This window comes from Phytohabitans kaempferiae, assembly GCF_042433955.1.
Classification (GTDB): Bacteria; Actinomycetota; Actinomycetes; order Mycobacteriales; family Micromonosporaceae; genus Phytohabitans; species Phytohabitans kaempferiae.
In genome coordinates this window covers 121038-144437 of sequence record NZ_JBHLUH010000074.1, presented here as the reverse complement: position 1 = coordinate 144437, position 23400 = coordinate 121038, and the positions used below count along the sequence as shown (strand labels likewise).

Below are 23400 nucleotides of genomic sequence, written 5' to 3'. Positions count from 1 at the left end.
GGTGGTCGCGGTGCTCGGCGACCGCGCGGGCCTCTTCGGCAACGGCACCTCCGGCGAGGGCTGCGACGCGGAGAGCCTCGATCTGCCGGGCGTGCAGCCGGAGCTGCTGGAGGCGCTGCTCACGACCGGCAGGCCGGTGGTGGCGGTGCTGCTGTCCGGCCGGCCGTACGCACTGGGCGCCTTCGCCGACCGCCTCGCCGCCACCGTCCAGGCGTTCTTCCCCGGCGAGGAGGGCGGCCCCGCCGTCGCCGGCGTCCTCTCCGGCCGCGTCTGCCCCTCCGGCCGCCTGCCGGTCAGCGTGCCCCGCCGCCCGGCCGGTGGCCCCTCCACCTACCTCGGCCCCACGCTCGCGCACGCCTCCTCGGTCACGTCGGTCGACCCGACACCGCTCTACCCGTTCGGGCACGGCCTGTCCTACACCACCTTCGCCTGGGACAGCGTGCGCGTCGACGGGGCCACGCCCGATCCCGAGCGGCCGGTCGAGGTGCCGACCGACGGCGCGGTCACCGTCTCCATGACCGTCCACAACATCGGCGAACGACCCGGCGCCGACGTGGTCCAGCTCTACCTCCACGACCCGGTCGCACAGGTCACCCGCCCAGTGGTCCGCCTGATCGGATACGCGCGAGTGGCGCTCGCCCCCGGCCAGTCCCGGCGGGTCGACTTCCGCGTGCACGCCGACATGTCCGCGTTCACCGGGCGGGAGGGCACGCGGATCGTCGAGCCGGGCGCGCTGGAGCTGCGGGTCTCCCGGTCCAGCGCCGACGTGGCGCACACCGTCGCACTCCGCCTGGTCGGCGCGGAGCGCGAGGTCGGCCCCGACCGTCAGTTGACCACGGAGGTGACCGTGCACTGAGCCGCGCCGCGCGGCGGTGCGGGACGCCGGTCGCCCGCACACCGTGGTGGGTTCGCCGGTGCACGGCCGGACGGACCGCTCGGAGGGCGTACGGGGCGCGACGCGTACGGCACTATGAGGGGATGTCGAGCGCGTCCACACCGAACAGTGGGGTGTCGGGGTGGACCATCCCGCTCCGCGACGGCATCCCCGGCTCGCGTTCGGCCAACTCGCCCGACCGGCGGCTCCCCCGCGGGCGGCACGATCTGCCCCGCGAGTTCGTGGCCCGCACGCAGCGCGAGCTGCTCCAGCGGAGCGTCGCGGTGGCGTACGGGCAGCCGGGGCGGTGGTCCGAGCGGATGCGGCGCGGGCTCGGCACGCTGCTGCACATCCTCGCGGCCGAGCCGGCATTCGCCGCGCTCGCGGTGGTGGAGGTCTTCGCCGCCGGACCGAAGGCGCTGGCCGGGCGGCGCCAGCTGCTCGCCTCCTATGTGGACTTCTTCGCCGCGGCGCCGCGCCGGGAGGGGCAGCCGGAGGTGCCCCGCGTGGCGGTGGAGGCGGTCATCGCCGGTGTGTACGGCGTCATCTTCGACCACGTCTCGACCGGCCGCGCCGCCGAGCTGCCCACGCGGCTGCCCGAGCTGAGCTACGTGGTGCTCGCCCCGTTCATCGGGCCCCGGGCGGCCGCCGAGGCGTCCGGCCTGCCGAAGGCCGGCTGAGGGGGCGTTCGGGCGCCCGCCACGCACCTCCGGGCAGCGAGGTTCATCGATTCTCTTTAAGAGATCCTTAATTCCCGCCGACCCGTCGATCCAAGGGACGGATCAGCTCCGTACCCCGGTGCGACAACGAACACGACGGTTGGGGGACCACGTGGAGAAGCTCTCATGTCAGCGCGCGACCTAGAAGCGCGGCCGGCGGCGGGCCGCGGCCGGCACGCGCGGTCGGTGCCCGGACCGGCCGGCCGCCCGCTGCACCGCACCGGCATCCACCGGGCCGAAGGTGGACTGCTGCGCAGCCTGTACGACCAGCACGCCGAGCCGCTGCTCATGATCGCGCTGAGCCTCACCGGCGGCGACCGGCGGCTGGCGGAGGACGTCGTACGGGAGACGCTCGCCACCGCCTGGCGCGAGGTGGACCAGATCGACGTGGCGGCGTCGTCGCTGCGTCCCTGGCTGATCAGCATCGCCCAGCGGATCATCGAGGACATGCGCGGCTACCCGTTCGGGGAGGAGCCGCCGGCACCGGTCGAGCGCCTGCCGCTGGACGAGTACCCGGACGACTTCGGTCCCGAGATGCGGCGGATGCTGGTGCTCGACGGGTTGCGCTCGCTCCCCGGGCCGGACCGGGAGATCCTCGTCGAGGCGTACTTCCGCGGCCGGGGCGTGCGGGACGTCGCCGACGACCTCGGGCTGCCGCCGGAGACGGTGAAGTGGCGGCTCTTCTTCGCCCTCCGGGCACTCCAGAAGCTGCTCGTGCGGAGCGAGACCGCCGATGCCTGATCCGCCCGGCCCGTGCGTGCACCCGGATGTGGGCGCGTACGCGCTGGGGCTGCTCGAAGCGGAGGAACGGACCGCGTACGAGCGGCACCTGATCACCTGCGCCCACTGCCTCCGGACGCTGGAGGGCCTGGCGCCGCTGATCGAACTGCTCGGCCAGGTCGACGCGGCGACGCTGCTCGCCGCCGGCCCGGACCCAGGCGGCGGCACCAACCGAGGAGACGGCCCGGACCGGCGAGGCCGCAGCGACCTGAGACGCCGTCCGCCGCCGCATCCGCCCGGTGCGCTCGGGGCGCTGTTTCCCCGGCAGCGCGAGCCGGCGCACGACCGGATGCGCCGGCCGCACCTGCGTGCCTGGGACAAGCTCGACGACCGCTTCCGCGACCACCGGGACGCGGCGGCGGAGCGGGAAGCCGCGGAAGCGCCGTGGACGCCGGCCGCCGCCGAGCCGCGTCCACAGCGGACCGGCCGGCGCCGGCGGGACTGGTTTCACGGCACCACCATGCGGCGGCTCACCCTCGTGGCGGCGGCCGCGACGGTGCTGGTGATGGTCGGGTTCGTGACGATCGCGGCCCGGTCGAGCGTGACCGACCCGCGTACCGTGGCCGAGCCGCCGCCGGCACCGCCCGTGGTCGCGGCCACCACCGCCGCTCCCCCGCCGAGCGTCGCGCCGCCCCGGCGGGAGCGGGTCGCACCGCCGCCCCCGACCCGGTCCAGCTCACCGGCGGCGCCCCCGCGAGTCGCCCGTACCAGCGAAAACCCGGAGCCCACGCCGAGCGAGGCGAGGCCCGACTCGATCAAGGCCAACCCCGGGGTTGGCGCGGAGGGCAACCGCCTCGCGGGGAGCGACCCCGCGACCGGCGTGGCGGCCGAGGTGCGGCTCGGCCGCACCGCGACGGGCCTGGACGTGACGCTCACGGTGCACGGGCTGCCCGGGCCGCGCGACTGCGTGCTCCGCGTGATCGCCACGGACGGCACCGCGCACACGGCGCTGCGCTGGCGGATGGCGGACGGCGAGGAGAGCTTCACCGGGCTGGGCGGCACGGCTCTGGCCCGCGCCGAGATCGACCACTTCGAGGTGGTCGACGCGGCCGAGGCGGTGCTGGTGACGATCAGCTCCAGATCGTGACGTAGACCGGCGGGCGAAACCGGGACGGCGGCACGCCAGCGCCCGGGGCGCACATCAGCTGCATCGCGTCGGGCGTGCCGAGGAAGTTGCGCAGGCGCCGGGCGGCGTCCGGGCGCCGGTCGGGCGCGAGGGTCGTGACGTGCCAGCTGGCCTGCACCGGCGTGCGATCGGTCTCCACAATGGACAGCTCGCCGCGGCGCAGCTCGCGGCTGACCAGTGTGGACACGGCCGGTGCCACGCCGGCGCCGTCGGCCGCCGCGGACCAGGCCGCCGTCTGGTTGGGAAAGACCCGGATCCGGTCCTCCGGTACGCGGAACGCGCGCAACAGCCGCCCGGTGTCGCTGTCGGGATCGGTGCCGGACGGGTCGACCAGCCACGGCCACCGGCTCGCCGGGCCGGTGGGGCGGCTGCGCGGCGAGCCGACCACGACGAGGCGGTAGCGGAGCACCGGCTCGGAGGCGAGCGTGGGGTCGCCACTGAGGTCGGGACCGATCGCCACGTCGGCGAGGCGGTTGGGGAGCAGGACGCGCATCTCGGCGGCGCTCGCCACGCCCGAGCTGGTCTCGATCTGCCCGCCCCACCGCCGGGTGAACGCCTCCACCAGCGGCGTCGCGATGAACTCGGCGATCGTGCTGGTCACCAGCAGCCGCAGCTGGGCCGCCGCGCCCTGGGCCGCGCGGACCGCCGCCTCGGCCTCGGCGCCGAGCGCGACCATCTGGGAGGCGATGCCGAAGAGGCGGTTGCCGCCCTCGGTGAGCGTCATCTCGTTGCCCTCGCGGACGACGAGCTGGTCGCCCAGGTGCTGGCGGAGCGCGGCGAGCGAGCGGGACACCGCCGGCTCGCTGACGCCGAGCACGTCGGCCGCCGCCCGCACCGAACGCAGCCGCGCGACGAGCACGAAGACGCCGAGCTGCGTGAGGGTCATGTGCCGATCTTTCCGCCGCGCGAGGCCCGCCGCCAGGGCGCCTAACCATTTGGTTATCGGCCTGTTGCGGAGTGCTCACCACGCGTCCAGGCTGGGCCGATGCAGGTGCCGGCGCATTTCGAGTACGAGCGGGCGACCAGTGTGGACCATGCCCTCGCGCTGCTGGCGAAGTGGGGCAGCGAGGCACGCGTGGTGGCCGGTGGGCACAGCCTCATCCCGATGATGAAGCTACGGCTGGCCCGGCCCGAGGCGCTCGTCGACATCAACGACCTGACGGAGCTGGCGTACGTGCGGCTCGACGGCGACGTGCTGGCCGTGGGCGCCATGACCCGCCACGCCGACCTGCTCGCCGCACCGCTGGTGGGCGAGCACTACCCGATCTTCCACGACGCGGAGAAGGTGATCGCCGACCCGATCGTGCGCAACCGCGGCACGGTCGGCGGCTCGCTGTGCCAGGCGGACCCGTCGGAGGACCTGTCGGCGGCGTTCGCGGCGGTGGGCGCTTCGGCGGTGATCCGCGGCCCGGCGGGGACCCGGACGGTGCCGGTGCGGGAGTTCCACACCGGGCCGTACGAGACGGTGGTCGCCCCCGGCGAACTGCTCGTCGAGGTGACCGTGCCGGTCAAGCCAGGTGGCGACGGTTCTTGGTCCGCCTCTGCGAAGCTCCGCGGAACAAGAACTGTCGTAGGCTCGGCCTACGAGAAGGTCGAGCGGCGGGTCGGCGACTGGGCCGTGGCCGCCGCGGGCGCGGCCGTGTGGCTCGACGGCGAGACGATCCGCGACGCCGGCATCGGGCTGACCGCGGTCGGCGCGGCGCACTTCCACGCGCCCGAGGCCGAGGAGTTCCTGCGCGGGTCGCCGGCGACGGACGCCAGCCTGGTCGAGGCGGGCCGGATCGCCGCCGAGCACTGCGAGCCGGTCGCCGACCAGCGCGGCCCGGCCGACTACAAGCGACACCTGGCCGGCGAGCTGACCACACGCGCGCTGCGCCGGGCCGTGGCCCGAGCCTCAGGGAGGGCGTGACCATGCAGATCACCGTCACCGTCAACGGCGACGAGCACACCGCGGACGTCGAGCCGCGGCTGCTGCTCGTCCACTTCCTGCGCGACACGCTCGGGCTAACCGGCACGCACTGGGGCTGCGACACCTCCAACTGCGGCGTCTGCGTCGTGTGGCTCGACGGCACGCCGGTCAAGTCGTGCACCGTGCTCGCGGTGATGGCCGACGGCCGGGCCGTGCGCACGGTCGAAGGGCTGGCCGCCGGCGCCACGCTCGACCCGGTGCAGGAGGGCTTCGTGCGGTGCCACGGCCTCCAGTGCGGCTTCTGCACGCCGGGCATGATGCTGACCGCCCGCTGGCTGCTCGACCACAACCCCGACCCCTCAGAAGACGAGATCCGCGAGGCGATCTCCGGCCAGGCGTGCCGGTGCACGGGCTACGAGAACATCGTCCGCTCTGTCCAATGGGCGGCTCGCGAGGGTGCGGCGGTGAGCAAGCCATGACCACTGTGGACAAGCCGATCGGCTTCGGGCGGATGCACCGCAAGGAGGACGCGCGCTTCGTCCGCGGGCGGGGCACCTACGTCGACGACGTCAACCTCCCCGGCATGCTCTACGGCGCGGTGCTGCGCAGCCCGTTCGCGCACGCCCGGATCGTCTCGATCGACACCGCCGCCGCGCAGGCCCATCCCAAGGTCAAGGCGGTCATCACCGGGCAGACGCTGGAAGGGCTCAAGCTCGCCTGGATGCCCACGCTCTCCCAGGACACGCAGGCCGTGCTCGCCACCGACAAGGTCCGCTTCCAGGGCCAGGAGGTGGCCTTCGTGGTCGCCGAGGACAAGTACGCGGCCCGCGACGCCCTCGAGCTGATCGACGTGGAGTACGAGCCGCTGCCCGCCGTGGTGGACGCCCGCCGCGCGCTCGACCCGGACGCCCCCGTGATCCGGGACGACAAGGAGGGACAGACCGACAACCACATCTTCGACTGGGGAGCGGGCGACGAAGCGGCCACCGACGCAGTCTTCGCCTCGGCCGAAGTGGTGGTCGCGCAGGATGTCCTCTACCCGCGCGTGCACCCCGCGCCGCTGGAGACGTGCGGCGCGGTGGCCGACTTCGACGCGGTCACCGGCAAGCTCACGATGTGGTGCAACACGCAGGCGCCGCACGCGCACCGCACCGTGTACGCGCTGGTCGCCGGCCTCCCCGAGCACAAGATTCGGGTCATCTCGCCGGACGTGGGCGGCGGCTTCGGCAACAAGGTCCCCATCTACCCCGGATACGTGTGCGCGATCGTCGGCTCGATCGTCACCGGCAAGCCGGTCAAGTGGATGGAGGACCGCTCGGAAAACCTCATGAGCACCGGCTTCGCCCGCGACTACCACATGCGCGGCGAGGTGGCCGCGACCCGCGACGGGAGGATCCGCGCGCTGCGGGTCAAGGTGGTCGCCGACCACGGCGCGTTCAACGGCACCGCCCAGCCGACCAAGTTCCCGGCCGGCTTCTTCCACGTCTTCACCGGCTCGTACGACGTGGAGGCCGCCCACTGCGCGGTCACCGGCGTCTACACCAACAAGGCGCCGGGCGGGGTCGCGTACGCCTGCTCGTTCCGGATCACGGAGGCGGCGTACCTGATCGAGCGGATGGTCGACGTCCTCGCGTACGAGCTGGACATGGACCCCGCCGAGCTGCGCATGAAGAACCTGCTCAAGCCCGAGCAGTTCCCCTACCCCAGCCCCACCGGCTGGGAGTACGACTCCGGCGACTACCCGCGCGCCCTCCAGCTGGCTCTCGACATGGCGGGATACGCCGAACTCCGTGCCGAGCAAGCCTCGCGGCCCGCGGGCGGGCCGCTCATGGGGATCGGCATCAGCTTCTTCACCGAGGCGGTCGGCGCCGGGCCGCGCAAGCACATGGACATCCTCGGCCTCGGCATGGCCGACGGCGCCGAGCTGCGCGTCCACCCCACCGGCAAGGCGGTGCTGCGCATCTCGGTGCAGTCGCAGGGGCAGGGGCACGAGACCACGTACGCGCAGATCGTCGCCGAGGAGCTGGGCATCCCGCCGGACGACGTCGAGGTGGTGCACGGCGACACCGACCAGACGCCGTTCGGCCTCGGCACGTACGGCTCCCGCTCGACCCCGGTCTCCGGTGCCGCCACCGCCGTCGTGGCCCGCAAGGTGCGCGAGCGGGCCCGGCAGGTGGCGTCGGCGATGCTGGAGGTCGACCCGGGCGACCTGGAGTGGGAGAAGGGCCGCTGGTACGTGCGCGGCGACCACGCCCAGGGCCGCTCGATCCAGGAGATCGCGCTCGCCGCCCACTCCAGCCTCGAACTGCCCGAGGGGGTCGAGGGGCACCTGGACGCCACCACCGTCTACAACCCGCCCAACCTCACGTTCCCCTTCGGCGCGTACATCTGCGTCGTCGACGTCGACCCCGGCACCGGGCAGGTGAAGGTGCGGCGCTTCGTGGCGGTCGACGACTGCGGCGTGCGGATCAACCCCATGATCGTCGAGGGCCAGGTGCACGGTGGCCTCGCCGACGGGATCGGGATGGCGCTGATGGAGCTGATCGCGTTCGACGAAGACGGCAACTGTCTCGGCGCGTCCTTCATGGACTACCTGCTCCCCACCGCGATGGAATGCCCGTCGTGGGAGCTCGGCGAGACCGTCACTCCCTCGCCGCACCACCCCATCGGTGCCAAGGGAGTCGGTGAGTCGGCCACCGTCGGCAGCCCGGCCGCCGTCGTCAACGCGGTCCTCGACGCCCTCAAACCCCATGGGGTACGACACGCCGACATGCCCCTCACGCCAGCTCACGTGTGGCGGGCCATCCAGGGGCGTCCCCTGCGCACAGATCTGGCGATCACGTGATCCACGCCGACCTGCTGCTGCGCGCGTCCGACCTTCGGGCACAGCGGAGGCCGTTCGTGCTCGCGACCGTGGTGCGCGCCGAGCGCCCGACCAGTGCCAAGGCGGGCGACGCCGCGCTGGTGCTGGCCGACGGCACGCTCGACGGCTTCGTGGGCGGCACCTGCGCGGCGTCCACCGTGCGGTCGCAGAGCCTGCTCCTGCTGGCGTCGGGCGAGTCGACACTGCTGCGCATCGAGCCCTCCTTCTCCGGTGACCCGTCGGTGTCCGAGGGCTGCGTCACCGTCGCCAACCCCTGCCTGTCCGGCGGCGCGCTGGACATCTTCCTGGAGGCGATGATCCCGCCGCCGCTGGTACACGTGCTCGGCGACGCCCCGGTGGCCCGTGCCCTCGTCGCCCTCGGCGAGCCGCTGGGCTACTCGGTCGCCGCCACGGTCGACCCGGCCGCGCCCATCCCACCGGACGCGGTCGCGGTGGTCGTCGCCTCGCACGGCCACGACGAGGAGCCGGTGCTGGCGGCGGCGTTGCGGGCCGGCGTGCCGTACGTCGCGCTGGTCGCCAGCCGCCGCCGGGGCGCCGCCGTACTGTCCGCTGTGGACACTCCCGGTGTGGCCCGCGTGCACTCCCCCGCCGGCCTGGACATCGGCGCGCGTACCGCCCCCGAGGTGGCGCTCTCCATCCTCGCCGAGATCATCGCGAGCCGCCCCCGCACCGCGCCCGCGCCGCCGGTCGTACCCCCGTCCGCGTCCCTCCTTCCCGTGTTGGAGTAGCCGTGCGCCTCGACAACGAGTTCGTCGTACCCCGCCCGGTCGACGAGGCGTGGGCGGTGCTCACCGACCTCGAACGCATCGCCCCCTGCATGCCCGGCGCCAAGCTGACCGGCGTCGAGGGCGACGACTACCACGGCACCGTCAAGGTCAAGGTCGGGCCGGTCGTCGCCCAGTACGCCGGCGTCGCCCGCTTCCGCGAACGCGACCCCGAGCGCCACCACGCCGTACTCGAGGCCACCGGCAAACAGAGCGGCGGCGCCGGCCGCGCCTCCGCGGTGGTCACCGCCGACCTGACCGGCGAGGGCGACAGCACACGCGTGACGGTGGTGACCGACCTGACGGTGGCGGGCCCGCTGGCCCAGTTCGGGAGGGGCGCGATCGCCCAGGTGAGCGGCAGGCTCCTCGACCAGTTCGTGACCCAACTCCGCGAACGCGTCCTGGCCGACGCCCCTGCACCCCTTTCCCCCTCGGCGGAAGGCGGCGCCGCGCCCGCGTCGGAGGGCGCGGCGCCGTCCGCCGGCCCTGCGCTGGCGGCTGCCGGCCGGGCTGGGCCGGCTCCTGCTGACACGGCCGGCCCGGCCTTGCCCAGCGCGGCTGGGCCGGGCCTTGACGGCGCGGCTGCATCGAGCCTGCCCGGCGCGGCTGGGCCGGGCCTTGACGGCGCGGCCGGCGGCGCGGCTGGGCCAGCCGCTGGTGGTGCGGCGGGCGGCGGGGCTGGGGTGATCTCGGGCGGCGCGGCCTCGGGAGGTGCGGCCGGGCCGGCGGTGGGCGGGTCCGGTGCGGTGGCCTCGGGCAGGGCCGCAGGTCCTGGTCCCGCCGGCGGGTCCCCGCCGGACGAGCCCGCGGCGGCCGACCTGCTGCGGCTCGCCGCCGGACCGGTGCTGATCCGCCTGATCCCGGCGGTCCTGGTGGTGGCGGCCGTGATCGCGCTGATCGTGTGGCTCGCCTGACGGCCAGCGTCCTGGTTCGTAGCCCTCGCAGGAGTCATCCCGGCCGTCGATCGGCGATCGCGCGCAGCGCGGCGACCACGTCGGACAGCGCGGTGCAGGCATCGCGAAGCCAGCTCCCCCGGCACAGGGTTGGGTGCATCGGTGCGCCCAGCTCGACAGCTTCTCCGACACACGACCCACACCAGCGGGCCGTCGCCACGTCCCGGCAGGCCGCGGTCTCTCGGCTCGCGGCCGGGCGAGAATCCGGCGCGTCGAGGCCGCCCACCGCCGGAGTCGAATACCGCGAGCCGAACGGGCCGCTTCAGTAAACTCCAGCCCATGCTCGTCGTCACGAAGGCGACCGGCCGGGCGGGCGCGTCCCGGTGACCAGGTCCTACGTGGTCACCGGCGCCGCCCGCGGCGTGGGCCGCGCCATCGCCGAGCGACTCCTCCACGCGGGTCCGGTGGTCGCCGTCGACCTCGTCTGGCCGTCGCCGCCGCCGCACGCCCGCACGGAGGTCGACATCGAGGTGGGCTGGCCGGGCGAGCCGCCCGCGCACCGCCTGCTCGCGCTCACCGGCGACGCCGCCGACGAGGCGGTCGCCGCACGCGCCGCCGACCTGGCCGCCTCCGAAGGCACGCTCGCCGGCTGGGTCAACAACGCCGCCGTCTTCCGCGACACTGCCCTGCACACCTCCCCGGCCCGCGAGGTGCTCGACCTGATCTCGCTCAACCTCGCCCTGGCCGTGTCCGGCTGCGCCGCCGCGGTGAAGCACTTCCTCGCCGCGGGCACGCCGGGCTCGATCGTCAACGTCTCCTCCCACCAGGCCCAGCGACCGGTGCCGGGCGCCCTGCCATACGCCACCGCCAAGGCCGCGGTGGAGGGGCTGACCCGCGCGCTCGCCGTCGAGTACGGCCCGCACGGCATCCGCGTCAACGCGGTCGCGCTCGGCTCGATCGCCACCGACCGCTACGACGCCTACCTCGCCGACTCCGGGTCGGAGGGCGCCGCCCGGGTCGAGGCGGAGATGCGGCGCCTCCATCCGCTGGGCCGGGTCGGGCGCCCGGAGGAGGTCGCCGCCACGGTGGCCCACCTGCTGTCCGACGACGCGGGCCTCATCACCGGCGCCGTGCTCCCGGTGGACGGCGGCCGGGCGGCGCGCGGCCTCGACCCCGAGGAGCGCGGGGCCTCGTGATCCACCGTGTCCGATATCCGACTCCACATCGGTCGCTCGACCGACACCCCCGCCAGCCTGCACCGAAACGATCTCGGGCCACCACGGTCGGCTTCCGGGCCGAGGTACGACGCGCTTCGCGACCTGGGAATATCGACGTTCGGCCAAGTGAAACCGACTCTCGTCGGGGATACGCTGGACTTTCCGCCATCGGGCGGCGATCGTTCCTGTATCAGAGAGGCTGGTAGGTTGTAGCGAGTTGTTTCGGGGTAGCTTGTGGTGATTTATCCGGCCTGAATCAGTAATGGTAGGAGGCGGGCGTGGTCGGGGAGCGAGCATCCCGGGAGACGATCACGATCTCGACTCCCGACGGATATCGCTTGGCTGTCGAAGAGACCGGCGCCCCCGACGGACTGCCTGTCTTCCTCATGCACGGCACCCCCGGCAGCCGCGGCGGCATCAAGCCGCGCGGCATCGTTCTGCACCGGCTGGGCGTGCGGCTGATCTGCTACGACCGGCCCGGTTACGGCGCCTCCGACCGCCGCAAGGGGCGTCGCGTGGTCGACGCGGCCGCCGACGTCCGGGCCATCGCCGACGCGTTGGACCTCGACCGGTTCGCCGTCGTGGGGCGCTCCGGAGGTGGGCCACACGCGCTCGCGGTCGCCGCCTCACTGCCCGACCGGGTCAACCGTGCGGCCGTGCTCGTGAGCCTCGCTCCCGCCGACGCGCCCGGCCTTGACTGGTACGGCGGCATGGGTGAGTCCAACATGGACGAATACCAGCTGGCCGACCTCGGGCACCGGGCGCTGATGGCCAGCCTCACGAGCCAGGCCGACCGACTGCGGCGCGACCCGGAAAGCCAGATCGCCTTCCTGGAAAAGGAGCTCAGCGGCCCAGACCGGCGGGTCGTCGACAACGTCGCGATGCGCCGTCAGCTGGCCGAAAGCTGGGCTGAGGCCGTGCGCCTCGGCGCCGAGGGATGGATCGACGACGCACTGGCCTTCCGGCGCGGCTGGGGCTTCGACCCGGCCACGATCCGCGTGCCGGTGCGGCTCTGGCACGGCACCAACGACCAGTTTTCGCCGGTGGCGCACACGCGCTGGCTGGCGGCCCGGATCCCCGGCGCGGAGATCCAGGTGCAGCCCGGCGTCGGGCACTTCGCCGCGGTGGAGATCCTGCCGGCGATGCTGGCCTGGCTGACCGACACCGCCGGCGCGACGATCAGAACGGGTGCGGGTCGAGCACCCGGTATACGAGCTGCCCTTCCCGCAGCGCCGTGACGATCGGGTGGTCGGTGCCGAGCACGCCGGCCAGCCGCTCCAGCGCTCGCGCGTAGGTGCCCGCCGCTCCCGGCTCGTCGAGCCGACGCGAAACGACCGCCAGGTGGGTCTGGCAGCTCAGCGTGTCGGGATGGTCGGCACCGAGCGCCTCGGCCATCCGCAGCGCCGTCACCCGCAGCAGGTCGCGCGCCTTCGCCCCGTCTCCCACCTCGACGAGGCAGATCGCCTGGTTCATCCGGGCCGCGAGCGTGTACGGGTGCTCTTCGCCGAGCACCTTCTCGAACTGCTCGGCGGCCTCGGTCGCCAGGTCGCGGGCCTCCTCCGCGGCACCGGACATCCGTGCGGCGCCGGACATGTTGTTGAGGCACACGATGGCGTGCGGGTGCGCCGGGCCGAACCGCTCCCGGTACACGGCGAGGACCGTCCTAGCCTCCTGCGTACCCCGCTCCTTGTCACCGATGACCACGAGCGTGGCCGCGCGGCTGAGCCGGCAGGCGAGAGTGTCCTGGTTGGACTGTCCGAACAGGTCACGCAGCCGCTCGTACGCGTCGTCGAGCAACCGCGCCGCCTGGCCGCCCCGGCCGATGCTACGGAGCGACACGGCGAGGTTGGCCTGCGCCTTGAGTGTGTCCAGCGCGTCCGGACCGAACCGCGCGTCTTTGCGGAACGCCTCGAACACCTGCTCGAGCATGGCGTACGACCGCTCGTACTCGCCGGCCTCGCGCAGGTCACGGGCGAGTTGGGAGGCGGAGTGGCGGGTGTACGGGTTGTCCTCGCCGAGCACCACCTGCCGCCGCTCGTACACCTCGTGGTCGAGGTCGCGGGCCGCCCGGAAGTCGCCCACCAGACGGTACGTGGTGGCCAGGTTGTTCGCCGCCGCGAGCGTGCGTGAGTAGTCGTCGCCGAACACGCGGACCCAGGCGGCGTGCGTGTCCCGGTCCATCGGCAGAGCCTCGGCGTAGCGCCCCTGGCCACGCAGGTTGCTGGCGAGGCTGCCCGCCGTCATGAGGGCGTGCGGGTGCTCCGCCCCGAGCAGCTCGACCTGCTTGGCGTACACCTCCTCGTCGATCCGGCGGGCCTCGCCGAACTCGCCTTGGGACCAGAGCACGTTCGCGACGTGGAAGCGGAGATGCAGCAACTGCCGGTACAGCGCCTGGCCGGGCGCGCTCCCCGGGCTGAACTCCGGGTCGTCCGCCCGCAGGCGGGACCACTTGGTCTCGATGTCGTGCCCGAAGCGGATCCCCTGCTCAAGGTCGCCGCGGCGCCACAGGTAGCGCAGCCGGTCGATGAGCAACTGCCGCACTTGCTCGTCCTGGCAGCTCACGGCCGCCGAGACGGCCAGGTGTGGCCAGATCATCCGCAGCCGCGGCCAGTTTTCCGGGTTGTCGACGTCGCCGCCCGGCTTTGATCGGGCGAGTACGAGGTGTACCTCGTGCCGGGCCTCGGCCCGCTCCTGCGAGGTCATCCGGTCGCGCACGGCGGCCTGGATCAGCCGGTGCACGTGGATCTGCCGGGCGTGCGTGTCCACTTTGAGCAGAGCGAGCCGGTTGATCTTCTGGACCAGCGAGGCGAGCATCTGCCGCTCGGAGACCGACTGGTCGTACGGCGTGATCGCGGAGGCCATCTCGTCGCTGTAGACCAGGTCGAGCGCGATCTCCGAGGCGAGCACCGAGCAGAGCTGGAGGAGCCGGTACGCGCCCGGCGACTGATCGCTCAGCCGGTCGAGCGACAGGTCCCAGGTCTGCCTCCACGCGGCCTCGCCACCGACGCCGCCCCGCTCCAGCTGGGCCAGGTACTCCGCGACGGGCGTGCCGGTCTCGGCGAGCCAGGCGCCCGCGTTGGCGACGGCGATCGGCAGGTCGCTCAGCGCCTCCGCGATCTGGTCGGCGTCGTCCCGCGACGCGGTGGGGAGCCGGTCGAGGAGGTGAGCGACGCTCTCGTGGCGCTGGAAGACGTCGATCGGCACCGAATCGGTGCGGTTGGCCCACCCCTCGTTGCGGGAGGTGATCAGTACGTGGCCGTTGCCCTGTGGCCGGAAGCGGTCGACCTGCTCGATGTCTTCCGCGTTGTCGAAGACGATCAGCCAGCGGTCGCGGCGCTTGAGCGCCTCCAACGTCGCCTTCGCCGTGTCGGCCGCGGTGGCGCCCAGCGGCACGGACATCGCCACACCGAGGTCGGCCAGGGAGGCGTCGATGAACTGGGGCTGGTCGGCGGGGATCCACCACACGATGTCGTACGCGGAGCGGAACCGGTGCACGTACTCCATCGCCACCTGGGTCTTGCCGACACCGCCCATGCCCTGCAGGGTGACCGGCAGCACGACGGCGCTGCGACCGGCCTTGAGCCGGGCGCGCAGCGCGCGCAGCTCCTCTTCCCGACCGGTGAACCGGGCGTTGCGCACCGGCGCCTGGAAGATCGCCGGCTCGGTGCGGGGATAGCGCACCGAACCCGCGATCGCGTCGCCGACCAGGCCGATGGGGCGGCCGAGCAGACGCATTATCCGCTCCGCCGCGGCCTGCTCGTCCCGGCCGGCGATGCTGGCGGACGCCTCCGCCGGGATGTCCAGCAGCGGGCGCGCGTCCGCGACATAAACGACGAGCGGCTGCCGGGCGGCGGTCCGGTCGCGCGTGGTGAGCAGCCCCGGCTGCGGCGTCGAGACGATGGCGAGGGCGCGCGGCGCGTTGCCGCCGGCTTCGGCCTCCCCCGGTTCGACCACCCGCACGCCGACCACGCCGAGAACCCACTCGACCCACTCGGCCCAGACCTGGTCGGCCGGCGCGTACCGAAGGACGATCTCCTCCTCGACCTGCTCCGGTGGCTTTCGGGTGAAGCGGGCCACCTCGCGCAGCCGTTCCGCATCGTCCATCGGCGGCAGCCCGGTGACATCCCCGTCCGTGATGTACGAGGTGAGCCGCTCGTACGCGGAGAGCAGCAGGCGCGGCGAGTTGGGATCGTCGCCGAAGGTCGCCAGCATCTCCTCGTACGCGTAGTAGGTCTGGTAGGGCACCTCGACCGCGGCCCAGTACCGGCGGCGCTGCTCGTCGGTCATCCCGGTGGGCAGTCCGGCGAACTGGCTCCGGGCGAGCAGCCGCCCCGCGTTCGCCTTGTCGTTCTCGGCCTGGTCGACCCGCATCGGCACGGGCAGCACGCGGATCGGCCGCTGCCGGCTGTTGCGCGCGTTGTATCGCGTCTGCACGGTGTGCGCCACGTGCGCCGCGCCGAGGATTCCCTGGTCGCTGAGGGTGAAGCAGTCGACGAGCGTGTCCGGCAGGTGGACCGTGCAGATGTCCGCCACGTCACTCAGCCCGGTGCGGCTGTCGATCAAGGTGTAGTCGTAGTGGCGCCGCATGTCCTCACGCAGTGCGTCGAAGAACTGCGCGCCGCCGAGGCGGTCCCAGAACGTGTCCCAGTCGAGCCCGATCACCGATACCGCGTAGTCCTGGTTTTGCAGCCCGGCGGAGAGGAAGTCGAGTGTGCCGCCGTCGGGAAACGGCCAGGCCACGGAGAACGCGTGCCGCCCCACCTTCGCGTACTCCTCGTGCCACCGCTCCGGGCGGGGAGTGTCGCGCGTGGTCTCCCACTCGTACGTACGGATGAGATCCACGATGCCGGACGAGCCGCGGACCGTCTCCGGGTCGAGGAACGGCTTGAAGAAGCGGTGCAGGCCGGGCGACTCCAGATCCCAGTCGGCGACGAGCACGCGCTTGCCGTTGGCGGCCAGGATCCAGGCCACATTGGCCAGTGCCATGGTGCGCCCGGTGCCGCCCTTGTACGAGTAGAACGTGACGATCCGGCCGGCGCCTGTCTCAGTCATTGGTCTGCTTCCCGGACTCTATGGGCGTCGCTGTGGTGGTCGGCCGCAGGCTCGGCCGCTCGGTGGACGGGCCGGCCGGCGGATAGACCGGGGCGCGCCGGAGGTACTGCCGGCGTCCCTCGTCGACCACGCTCGGCATGATGTCCACGAACTCCTCCACCTGGGTCACCCGCTTGGCGTGCGGCATGCCGGCCTTCCGGAGCATAGCCACCACGTCGTCGGCCAGTTGGGCGCCGCGCGCGGCGTACTGAGGGTCGTCGCGGTCGGCGATCACCAGCGGCACGACCCACTCCGGAAGGTCCTTTGTGGCCGCGCGGAGGGCCTGTTGACCGCCCGGTGCCTCCACGACCCAGGGGTCGACGAGCAGCACGCCGGGCGCCTGCGCGAACAGCCCCGAGCCGTCCGCGTAGGACTCGGCGCGCGCCTGGAGCCCGAGCCGCTCGGCAGTGCTGACGGCGTAGTCGGCGACCGGCAGTGCCTGCCGCCCGGCGAACGGTCGCCACTGCGTGCTGTCCGGCCCGTAGCCCCGCGCGGCGCGCCCCTCGGGATGGTCCACATCGGTCGGTGCGGCCACCGCCACGATGAACGCCGTACCCGTCTCGCGGCTCGCGGCGACCGGCTCCACGACCACGTGGTCGAGGGCGGGCGCCAGGGACGGCTCGACCGGCGACTGCTCGGCCAGCTCCACGATCCGGTCCGCCAACCGTTCGGTCAGCCGGCGGTAGGGGTCGCGGTAGAGCGACAGCATGCACAGCGCGCGCATGCCGTTGTCCGCATACTCTGGGGTGTCGGCGCCCAGCTCCAGCGCCCGCCCGATCTCCGGACCGATCTCCGGCGTCTCGTCCCAGGGCGGGACCGGGGTCCAGAGCACCGGCAGGATCCGGCCGCCGGTGTGCGCGGCGCCGGAGGCGGCCAGGCGCTCGGCGAACGACTCACGCTCCCGCATCGACCACGAACGGCTGAAATAGTCGGGCGAGTAGAGCGGCACGAAGACCTGCGCGCCGCCGAGCGCGTCGGCGAGCGCGGCCTTCCAGTCGGCGCCGGGAGGCACCTGCTGGTCGAGGAAGCCGATCTCCATGCCCGTCGACGGCCGGGCGCGCCGGAGCACCTCGCCGGAGAGGTCTTTGAAGAAGACCTCCACCCACACGTCGGTGTCGGTGCGGAGCTCCTGGCCGCGGGGATCCTCCGGCATGGGCGCCGAATGGGCGTAGCTGAGGAAGAAGTACGTCCCGCGCCCGTTCGCGGCGCCGCCCGCCTCCGTCATGCGCCCTCCTCCCGAAAGACATCGCGAAGCTCCGCGGGCTCGGGCAGGTCGTCCAACGGCTCGACCCGGTGCGCCCGGGAGATCGCGACGATGCGCTGCGCGAGACGCCAGACCACCGCCCGGTAGGTGGTGTGGAGGCTGAGCTTGTGCAGGCCGACCACGCCCTCCTGCTGGTACTGCGCGGCATAGTCGAGGTCGGGCAACGGCAGGGGCGAGAAGAACTGGACCTCCCGCACGACGCGCGGAAGCGAGGCGAAGTCGGTGGGCGCCCAGGCGACCGGGAGGATCGCGGTCTCCGTGCGGCCGTCGCCGCTGTCGATCCGCCGCCGGGAGAACAGGTCCCACTCCATCGCGCACCATCTGCTGGTCAGTAGCGACGGTGAGATCAACGGTACGAAGACCTGGCAGGTCGCCGCGGCGCGCAGCAGCTCCGGCGTCCACCGCTGGCTGCCGTCCATGCTCCGGTCCATGAACCCGGGAGACCAGCCCGGGAGCCGGCCGACCAGCTCGGCGACGTTGCCCGACAGCTCCTTGTAGAGCTCCAGCACGTAGCGGTCGGCCTCGTATCCCGACTCCAGGAACTGCTGGTTTCCGTGGGCGTAGCTGAGGAAGAACACGGGAGGGCGACGGGAATGGGCGTTCCCTCCTGATGCCGTCAAGGTGCTGCTCTCCCGGCCGTCGGAATGCGTCGCGAACCAACATCGTAGGAAGTCTCGGCCAGTATCCGTAAGCCGAAGGACAACGGAACATTCCGTCGCGTCGGCTAACCGACCGGGAAAGCGGCTCGTCGGGGCCGGGCTCAGCCGTGGGGGTCGCGCCACGACTCCACCGTCTCGCGCATCCGGGCGGTGAAGCGCCGCCCCTCCGCGGTAAGCGCGCCGGTCCCCCGCAGCCGCTCGATCGCGTCGGTGACCCAGCCGCGGTAGCGGTGGAAGTGCGCGCGGGCCGCCTCCGCCTCGGCGCTCGGGCGCAGTGCGCGGGCGCGCCAGACGTCGGCGACCGCCAGGTGGGCGTACGCCCCCTGGAGCACCGCCTCGACCGGGCGCGGCACCGGGCGCCAGGGCACCTCCAGCAGCTCGGCGTAGGTCGGGTCGAACAGGTCGTACAGGTCGAGCAGCGCGCCCAGCTTGACGTGCTGGACCTCGTGCACCAGCAGCAGCGCCAGGGCGTCGCCGTCGCCAGGCGGGGCGACGGCGACCGCGCCGAAGGCGTTGCGGTTGGAGGCGCTGCGCAGTTCGCCGCGGACGTCCACCTCCAGCGGTACGAGCGTGCGGAGGGTGAGCCGCACCGCGGTCGCCTGCTCGGCCGCGTCGCGCTGGATGCCCTGCCAGGCCGCGGTCATCAGCCGCTGCCACGAGGCGACTGCGGTGTCACCGGCACGGCCGTCGACGGGCCACTCGTAGCAGTCGCGGTACGGGTCGGTGTCCTCGATCGCGACAGCCTGGTCGCCGAGGTCGAGCCGCTTGGCCGGTAACCACTCCGGCGCCGTGCCGTCCACCGCGAACGTGCCGTCCGAAATGGACAGCCGCGCCGTGCCCGCTGCCGGCGTGCCGAGCCCGAAGGCGCCGAGGCCGGGCAGGTGGAATCGCCCGCCCCGGGCCGGCACCTCGATCTCCGCGCTCAGCCCGGCGAGTACGGCCGCGGCGGCGGCGATGCTGGCCAGGTGCGGCCGGTCGGCGTCGCGGTCGGGGCCGTCGAGGTAGCTCACCGCCCAGGTGCGTACGTGCGGATGGGCGAGCACGGCCGCCACCGACTCGGGCGCGGCGCTCTCCGCCCGCTGGAGCAGCTCCCACGGGAACGAGCCGGCCTCGGTCTCGCCCACCAGCGCCATCAGTACGCGGGTGATGGGCACCTGCGCCGCGACCAGACGCTCGAGCGAGGCCGCGTCGCCGTATCCCGTGCCGAGGTCGTCGAGGATGCGATCCGGCTTGGCGCTGTCGGCCTTCCAGTCCACCCTCTCGATCAGGGTCTTGAGGTCGGCGCAGTAGACCGAGGGGTTGTCGAAGCCGCTGCCGGACCTGTGCCGGTGGGCGAAGAGCCCACCACCGCAGCGCTCGACCACCGGGCAGGCGCGGCAGGTCGCGCAGACGCCGGCGAGCCCGGACTGCCGCCCGGCGATGCCCGGATGCCCGGCGACCTCGTCGACGCTGTGCGCGAAGACGTCGAGCCCGGTGCGGGCGGCGCCGTCGTACGCGGTCTTCAGCGAGTCGGCCTGCTCCCAGGTGCCGTCGGTCTCGATGACCACCACGTCGGCCGGATCGAGCCCGACCGCCTCGGTGCCGCTGGGTCCACGGAGGACGGTCGAGGTCAGCGAGTCGAAGAGCCGGATCGGCACCGGCCGCCCGTCGGCACTCCACCGGTCGTGGACGCGGGCCAGCCAAGTGGCGTATGGCGTCGGGTCTCCGGGCGGCCGCGGCGGCGGATGGTCCCAGGTCGCGTGCGGCAGCAGAAGGTCGATCCGCGGCGGATCCTCGGCGAGCAGCGCCTCGTACACGCCGATGGGGTCGTTGGCGAGATCGACGGTGCAGAGGATGCCGGCGTAGATCGGGCGGTATCGTGGCCGGCGCAGCAGCGCGAGGGCGCGGCGCACCTGGGCGTGGCTGCTCGCCCCGGAGGCGAAGCGGCGGTGCCGGTCGTTTGCCGCGCGGTCGCCGTCGAGCGAGATGCCGACCCGCACGCCGTGGCGGAGCAGGACGTCGCAGATCGCGGTGGAGAGCAGTACGCCGTTGGACTGCATGCGCAGGTCGAGGCGGGCGGACGGGCCGATGCCGGCGCGCAGGTCGGCGAGCACGGCGTCGAGCCCCGCGGCCCCGAGCAGCAGCGGCTCGCCACCATGCAGGATCACCTGCACTTCGGCCAGCCCGTGTGTGGACGCGTGCTCGGCGATGCGCTTGGCGGCCGCCTGGACGGTCTCGGGGGTGATCGCGCGCGGCTTGGTGCGCCAGGTCTGGTCGGCGTGCTCGTAGACGTAGCAGTGATCGCAGGCGAGGTCGCAACGACCGTGGACCTTCAGGACGTAATGCCGCAACGGCTCTGTCAGATCGCGGAGTTGAAAGGTGTCGCCCCGACGCTCACCGCGCCGGCCTCCGCACGCAGCACCCGACGGCGGACGGCCCGGACCGCCTCGGTGTTTCTCGTGGTGATGTCACACAGCGGTGTGTGGGCGACTGCCTGGAGGGGATCGGTTTCGGTGCCCGGGCGGGTGGGCGCGACGCGATCCATGGCGGCTCCCTCACGTAGGCAGGGCTGACTCCCCACGGTAAGGATAGAGATTACTCGACGTGATGTCACTGGCTGTCGACACCAGCGACCCTCCTGTGAGGACGGACGGCGGCACGTCACGCGGCGCGGGCCGGCCGCCAGGCGTACTCGGCGTCGGCCGGGTCGTCGCGGGCCGGCTCGGTCGCCGGCTGCTCGGTCGCCAGCGCCACCACCGCGAGCAGTGCGAACGCGAGCCCCGCCGCGCCGAACGCCCACGCGTACCCACTCGTGGTGGCCGCGGCCGCGGCGGTGCCGGCGCCGCCGACGTGCGTGGTGCGGGCGGCGGCCACGGCCATGAGCAGCGCGACGCCGAGCGTGGGGCCGATCTCCATGAAGGTGTTCATCAGGCCGCCGGCGAGCCCGGCCTGGCGGGGCCGCACGTCGGCCATCGCCAGCACCGTGGACCCGGCGAACGTGAGCGCGACGCCCGCCGGCACCAGCACGAGTCCGGGCAGCAGGCCGGTGAGGTAGGTGGTGCCGAGGTCGAGGCCGGACAGGTGCAGGAAGCCGGCCGCGGAGAGCGCGAGCCCGGTGGCGACGACGGCGGGCGCGCCGTACCGCTCGATGGGGCGCCGCCCGATGCGACCCATGATGATCAGCGAGACCGCGTACGGCACGAAGGCGATCGAGGTGTGCAGCGTGCTCCAGCCGCGCACCTGCTGGAGGTAGAGGCCGAGGAGCAGGCAGATGATCGACGAGCCGGCGGCGGCCAACGCGATGGCGAGCAGCGCGATCACGCGGCGCGAGTTGCCGAGGAAGGAGAGCGGCAGCAGCGGCGTACGCCCCCGGAGCTCGACCAGCACGAACGCCAGCATCAGCGCGGCCCCCGAGGTGAGCGGCCCGGTGACCTGCGGCGCCGACCAAGGATGCTGGTCGGTGATCACGAAGCCGTAGCTGAGCAGCGTGATGCCGCCGGTGGCGAGCATGGCGGCGGGCAGGTCGAGGCTGGGACGCTGGCCGGGGTGGGCGCGGGCTCCCGGCGATACCAGCCGGGGTGTGGTCAGGAGCGCGAGTGTCGCGATGAGCGCGGAGAGCGCGAACATCCACCGCCACGAGACCCAGGTCGTCGCGATCCCGGCGAGCACGACGCCGGACGTGGCGCCGAGCGCCGAGATGCCGCCCCACTTCGCCATCGCGTGGTGGTAGCTGGCCGGGTCGGCGAAGACGCCCCGGAGCACGGCGGTGAGCGAGGGCGCGATGATCGCGGCCCCGATGCCCTGGGCGAAACGGGCGCCGAGCAACATCGGATATCCGACCGCGTATCCGGCGGCGATCGACGCGGCGGCGAAGGCGAAGAGTCCGATGAGGAGCATCCGCCGCCCGCCGTAGCGGTCGGCCAGCCGCCCTCCGAAGAGCAGCAGGCCGCTGAACGAGAGGGCGTAGGCGGCGCTGACCAGGATCAGCTCGGAGCGCTGGAGGCCCAGCTCGCGGCCGATCGCGGGCAGCGGCACCGAGACCACGGTGATGCTGAAGATGAGTGTCGCCTGCACGAGCCCGAGCAGCGCGAACACGCGCCGGCGCCGGCTCACCACACGCCGGGGCAGCGGGACGATGGCCAGTGTCACGGCTCCTCCTGCACAAGAGAACCGCGGATGTCTTCACCTATACGTTGACGCTGTGTGCCGGGTTCACTACCCGGCGCATCAATTCTCGGTGGCGAAGCTGCTCGATGTCCACTCCCGGCACAGAGGTACCGTGCCCGGCTACCCTCGCATCGACCCCAGCGCGACTCCCGCCGCCCGCTCCACCAGCTCGATGCCCTTCTCCTGCGTCGCGTGGTGGTCGGAGAGCACCGCGAGCAGCCAGTCGTGCCCCTCCTCGGTGATCCGCCCGATGCTGTTGACGACCCAGAGGTTGTCGTCGGCGCTCACCGGTACCCAGCCGTTCTTCACCCACACGCCGGAGGCGCCGGCGGGCGCGGCGGCGGGCACGCCCCACCGCTGCTCCTCGACCACCTCGGTCATCAGCCCCAGCACGAACTTCGCCGCCGGCGCCGACAGCGGCCCCTTCCCGTCGCAGATCGACCGCAGCAGCCGCACCTGGTCGGCTGCGGTCGTGGTGGTGACGCCCCAGGCCGAGTTGGCGCGCGTCTCCTTCATACCGAATGCGGTGTTTGCCCGGTTGAGCCCGGCCACCCCGCCAACCGTGCGGAACAGCCGGCTCGCCGCGTCGTTGTCGCTCACCGTGATCATTTCGGTGGCGAGCGTCCGCTGCGTCGCGGTGAGCGTGTCGTCCTCCAGCAGCAACGCGGCGAGGATGTCCACCTTGACGATGCTCGCGGTGCGAAACTGCCGCGTGCCGACCGCCAGCCCCGCGCCGGTAACGCGGTCGTGCAGCGCGACGCTGATCCGCCCGCCGTTCGCCCGCACGAACCGTTCCAGCTCCGCCTTCGCCTCCGCCACCAGGTCGGGCGTCGGCGAGGGCGTGGGGCTCGCGCTCGCCCGTGCCCCACCGGGGCCGGAGGCGCCGGCGGGCTGTCCAGAGCGGAGGGTCACGACACCGGCACCGGCTGTGACGAAGCCGGCGACACCACAGAGGGCGGCGAGCGAGAGCAGTCCGCGGCGGGAGGTGGTCCTCACGTCGTGTCTGTACGCATCCGGTCACCGGTTTCGTTCAAACGCGAGCACGCACGAGTACGTGATCAGCCTCTCCATCCA

The 23400-nt window shown here is 73.1% G+C and carries 19 protein-coding genes; 11 read left to right on the top strand and 8 right to left on the bottom strand.

All coding sequences use genetic code 11. The features are described from left to right. From ACFFIA_RS34675 to ACFFIA_RS34660, 4 genes are all read left to right on the top strand, one after another. Positions 1 to 856: glycoside hydrolase family 3 C-terminal domain-containing protein (locus tag ACFFIA_RS34675; protein ID WP_377259489.1), on the top strand; the 856-nt coding region annotated here is incomplete at its 5' end. Positions 857 to 978: 122 nt separating this feature from the next. Further along, complete coding sequence (locus ACFFIA_RS34670; protein ID WP_377259486.1) at positions 979 to 1554, top strand: hypothetical protein; 576 nt, start codon at positions 979 to 981, stop codon at positions 1552 to 1554. Between the two features lie 165 nt (positions 1555 to 1719). Beyond that, positions 1720 to 2334, top strand: coding sequence for a sigma-70 family RNA polymerase sigma factor (locus tag ACFFIA_RS34665; RefSeq protein WP_377259483.1), 615 nt, complete (start codon positions 1720 to 1722; stop codon positions 2332 to 2334). Then, on the top strand, positions 2327 to 3460 hold the full coding sequence (locus ACFFIA_RS34660) for a zf-HC2 domain-containing protein (RefSeq protein WP_377259480.1): 1134 nt from the start codon (positions 2327 to 2329) through the stop codon (positions 3458 to 3460). The genes ACFFIA_RS34665 and ACFFIA_RS34660 overlap by 8 nt, the downstream gene beginning before the upstream one ends. On the opposite strand, the gene ACFFIA_RS34655 is transcribed toward ACFFIA_RS34660, so the two are convergent. Next, positions 3444 to 4385 carry a LysR family transcriptional regulator gene (locus ACFFIA_RS34655; protein WP_377259477.1) on the bottom strand — a complete coding sequence of 314 codons (942 nt, stop codon included), beginning with the start codon at positions 4383 to 4385 and terminating at the stop codon, positions 3444 to 3446. The genes ACFFIA_RS34660 and ACFFIA_RS34655 overlap by 17 nt on opposite strands. Before the next feature lie 99 nt (positions 4386 to 4484). On the opposite strand from ACFFIA_RS34655, the gene ACFFIA_RS34650 reads away from it, so the two are divergent. The 7 genes from ACFFIA_RS34650 to ACFFIA_RS34620 all read left to right on the top strand — a co-directional run bounded on the left by ACFFIA_RS34650 (position 4485) and on the right by ACFFIA_RS34620 (position 12404). Beyond that, positions 4485 to 5408, top strand: a complete 924-nt coding sequence (locus ACFFIA_RS34650) for an FAD binding domain-containing protein (protein WP_377259474.1) — start codon at positions 4485 to 4487, stop codon at positions 5406 to 5408. A 2-nt stretch (positions 5409 to 5410) separates the two neighbouring features. Beyond that, positions 5411 to 5887 carry a (2Fe-2S)-binding protein gene (locus tag ACFFIA_RS34645; protein ID WP_377259471.1) on the top strand — a complete coding sequence of 159 codons (477 nt, stop codon included), beginning with the start codon at positions 5411 to 5413 and terminating at the stop codon, positions 5885 to 5887. Then, a complete protein-coding gene (locus ACFFIA_RS34640; protein WP_377259468.1) occupies positions 5884 to 8253 on the top strand; it encodes an aerobic carbon-monoxide dehydrogenase large subunit in 2370 nt (789 codons plus the stop codon). Before ACFFIA_RS34645 ends, ACFFIA_RS34640 begins: the two co-directional genes overlap by 4 nt. After that, positions 8250 to 9020 carry an XdhC family protein gene (locus ACFFIA_RS34635; protein WP_377259465.1) on the top strand — a complete coding sequence of 257 codons (771 nt, stop codon included), beginning with the start codon at positions 8250 to 8252 and terminating at the stop codon, positions 9018 to 9020. Before ACFFIA_RS34640 ends, ACFFIA_RS34635 begins: the two co-directional genes overlap by 4 nt. A gap of 2 nt (positions 9021 to 9022) precedes the next feature. Continuing rightward, positions 9023 to 9970 (top strand): SRPBCC family protein, encoded by a 948-nt coding sequence (locus ACFFIA_RS34630; protein ID WP_377259462.1) that lies wholly within the window; start codon positions 9023 to 9025, stop codon positions 9968 to 9970. A 362-nt stretch (positions 9971 to 10332) separates the two neighbouring features. Next, positions 10333 to 11145 (top strand): SDR family NAD(P)-dependent oxidoreductase, encoded by an 813-nt coding sequence (locus ACFFIA_RS34625; RefSeq protein ID WP_377259459.1) that lies wholly within the window; start codon positions 10333 to 10335, stop codon positions 11143 to 11145. 359 nt (positions 11146 to 11504) lie between these two features. Further along, positions 11505 to 12404 carry an alpha/beta fold hydrolase gene (locus ACFFIA_RS34620; RefSeq protein WP_377259456.1) on the top strand — a complete coding sequence of 300 codons (900 nt, stop codon included), beginning with the start codon at positions 11505 to 11507 and terminating at the stop codon, positions 12402 to 12404. On the opposite strand, the gene fxsT is transcribed toward ACFFIA_RS34620, so the two are convergent. The 7 genes from fxsT to ACFFIA_RS34585 all read right to left on the bottom strand — a co-directional run bounded on the left by fxsT (position 12346) and on the right by ACFFIA_RS34585 (position 23322). After that, positions 12346 to 16218 (bottom strand): FxSxx-COOH system tetratricopeptide repeat protein, encoded by a 3873-nt coding sequence (gene fxsT, locus ACFFIA_RS34615; protein WP_377259453.1) that lies wholly within the window; start codon positions 16216 to 16218, stop codon positions 12346 to 12348. The genes ACFFIA_RS34620 and fxsT overlap by 59 nt on opposite strands. After that, positions 16211 to 17482 (bottom strand): TIR-like protein FxsC, encoded by a 1272-nt coding sequence (locus ACFFIA_RS34610; protein WP_377259450.1) that lies wholly within the window; start codon positions 17480 to 17482, stop codon positions 16211 to 16213. The genes fxsT and ACFFIA_RS34610 overlap by 8 nt, the downstream gene beginning before the upstream one ends. Further along, positions 17479 to 18099: a TIR-like protein FxsC gene (locus ACFFIA_RS34605; protein ID WP_377259447.1), complete on the bottom strand. Its 621-nt coding sequence runs from the start codon at positions 18097 to 18099 to the stop codon at positions 17479 to 17481. The genes ACFFIA_RS34610 and ACFFIA_RS34605 overlap by 4 nt, the downstream gene beginning before the upstream one ends. Before the next feature lie 182 nt (positions 18100 to 18281). Then, on the bottom strand, positions 18282 to 20510 hold the full coding sequence (locus ACFFIA_RS34600; protein ID WP_377259444.1) for an FxsB family cyclophane-forming radical SAM/SPASM peptide maturase: 2229 nt from the start codon (positions 20508 to 20510) through the stop codon (positions 18282 to 18284). Between the two features lie 8 nt (positions 20511 to 20518). Next, positions 20519 to 20704 carry a hypothetical protein gene (locus ACFFIA_RS34595; RefSeq protein WP_377259441.1) on the bottom strand — a complete coding sequence of 62 codons (186 nt, stop codon included), beginning with the start codon at positions 20702 to 20704 and terminating at the stop codon, positions 20519 to 20521. A 116-nt stretch (positions 20705 to 20820) separates the two neighbouring features. Beyond that, a complete protein-coding gene (locus ACFFIA_RS34590; RefSeq protein ID WP_377259438.1) occupies positions 20821 to 22308 on the bottom strand; it encodes an MFS transporter in 1488 nt (495 codons plus the stop codon). A gap of 138 nt (positions 22309 to 22446) precedes the next feature. Next, on the bottom strand, positions 22447 to 23322 hold the full coding sequence (locus ACFFIA_RS34585) for a serine hydrolase (protein WP_377259435.1): 876 nt from the start codon (positions 23320 to 23322) through the stop codon (positions 22447 to 22449). Positions 23323 to 23400: the final 78 nt, after the last annotated feature.

What these genes read in the sequence shown, in the direction of transcription:
- ACFFIA_RS34670 (WP_377259486.1), top strand. Translation starts at nt 979, where the DNA reads ATGTCGAGCGCGTCCACACCGAACAGTGGGGTGTCGGGGTGGACCATC.
- ACFFIA_RS34665 (WP_377259483.1), top strand. Translation starts at nt 1,720, where the DNA reads ATGTCAGCGCGCGACCTAGAAGCGCGGCCGGCGGCGGGCCGCGGCCGG.
- ACFFIA_RS34660 (WP_377259480.1), top strand. Translation starts at nt 2,327, where the DNA reads ATGCCTGATCCGCCCGGCCCGTGCGTGCACCCGGATGTGGGCGCGTAC.
- ACFFIA_RS34655 (WP_377259477.1), bottom strand. Translation starts at nt 4,385, where the DNA reads ATGACCCTCACGCAGCTCGGCGTCTTCGTGCTCGTCGCGCGGCTGCGT.
- ACFFIA_RS34650 (WP_377259474.1), top strand. Translation starts at nt 4,485, where the DNA reads ATGCAGGTGCCGGCGCATTTCGAGTACGAGCGGGCGACCAGTGTGGAC.
- ACFFIA_RS34645 (WP_377259471.1), top strand. Translation starts at nt 5,411, where the DNA reads ATGCAGATCACCGTCACCGTCAACGGCGACGAGCACACCGCGGACGTC.
- ACFFIA_RS34640 (WP_377259468.1), top strand. Translation starts at nt 5,884, where the DNA reads ATGACCACTGTGGACAAGCCGATCGGCTTCGGGCGGATGCACCGCAAG.
- fxsT (WP_377259453.1), bottom strand. Translation starts at nt 16,218, where the DNA reads ATGACTGAGACAGGCGCCGGCCGGATCGTCACGTTCTACTCGTACAAG.
- ACFFIA_RS34610 (WP_377259450.1), bottom strand. Translation starts at nt 17,482, where the DNA reads ATGACGGAGGCGGGCGGCGCCGCGAACGGGCGCGGGACGTACTTCTTC.
- ACFFIA_RS34595 (WP_377259441.1), bottom strand. Translation starts at nt 20,704, where the DNA reads ATGGATCGCGTCGCGCCCACCCGCCCGGGCACCGAAACCGATCCCCTC.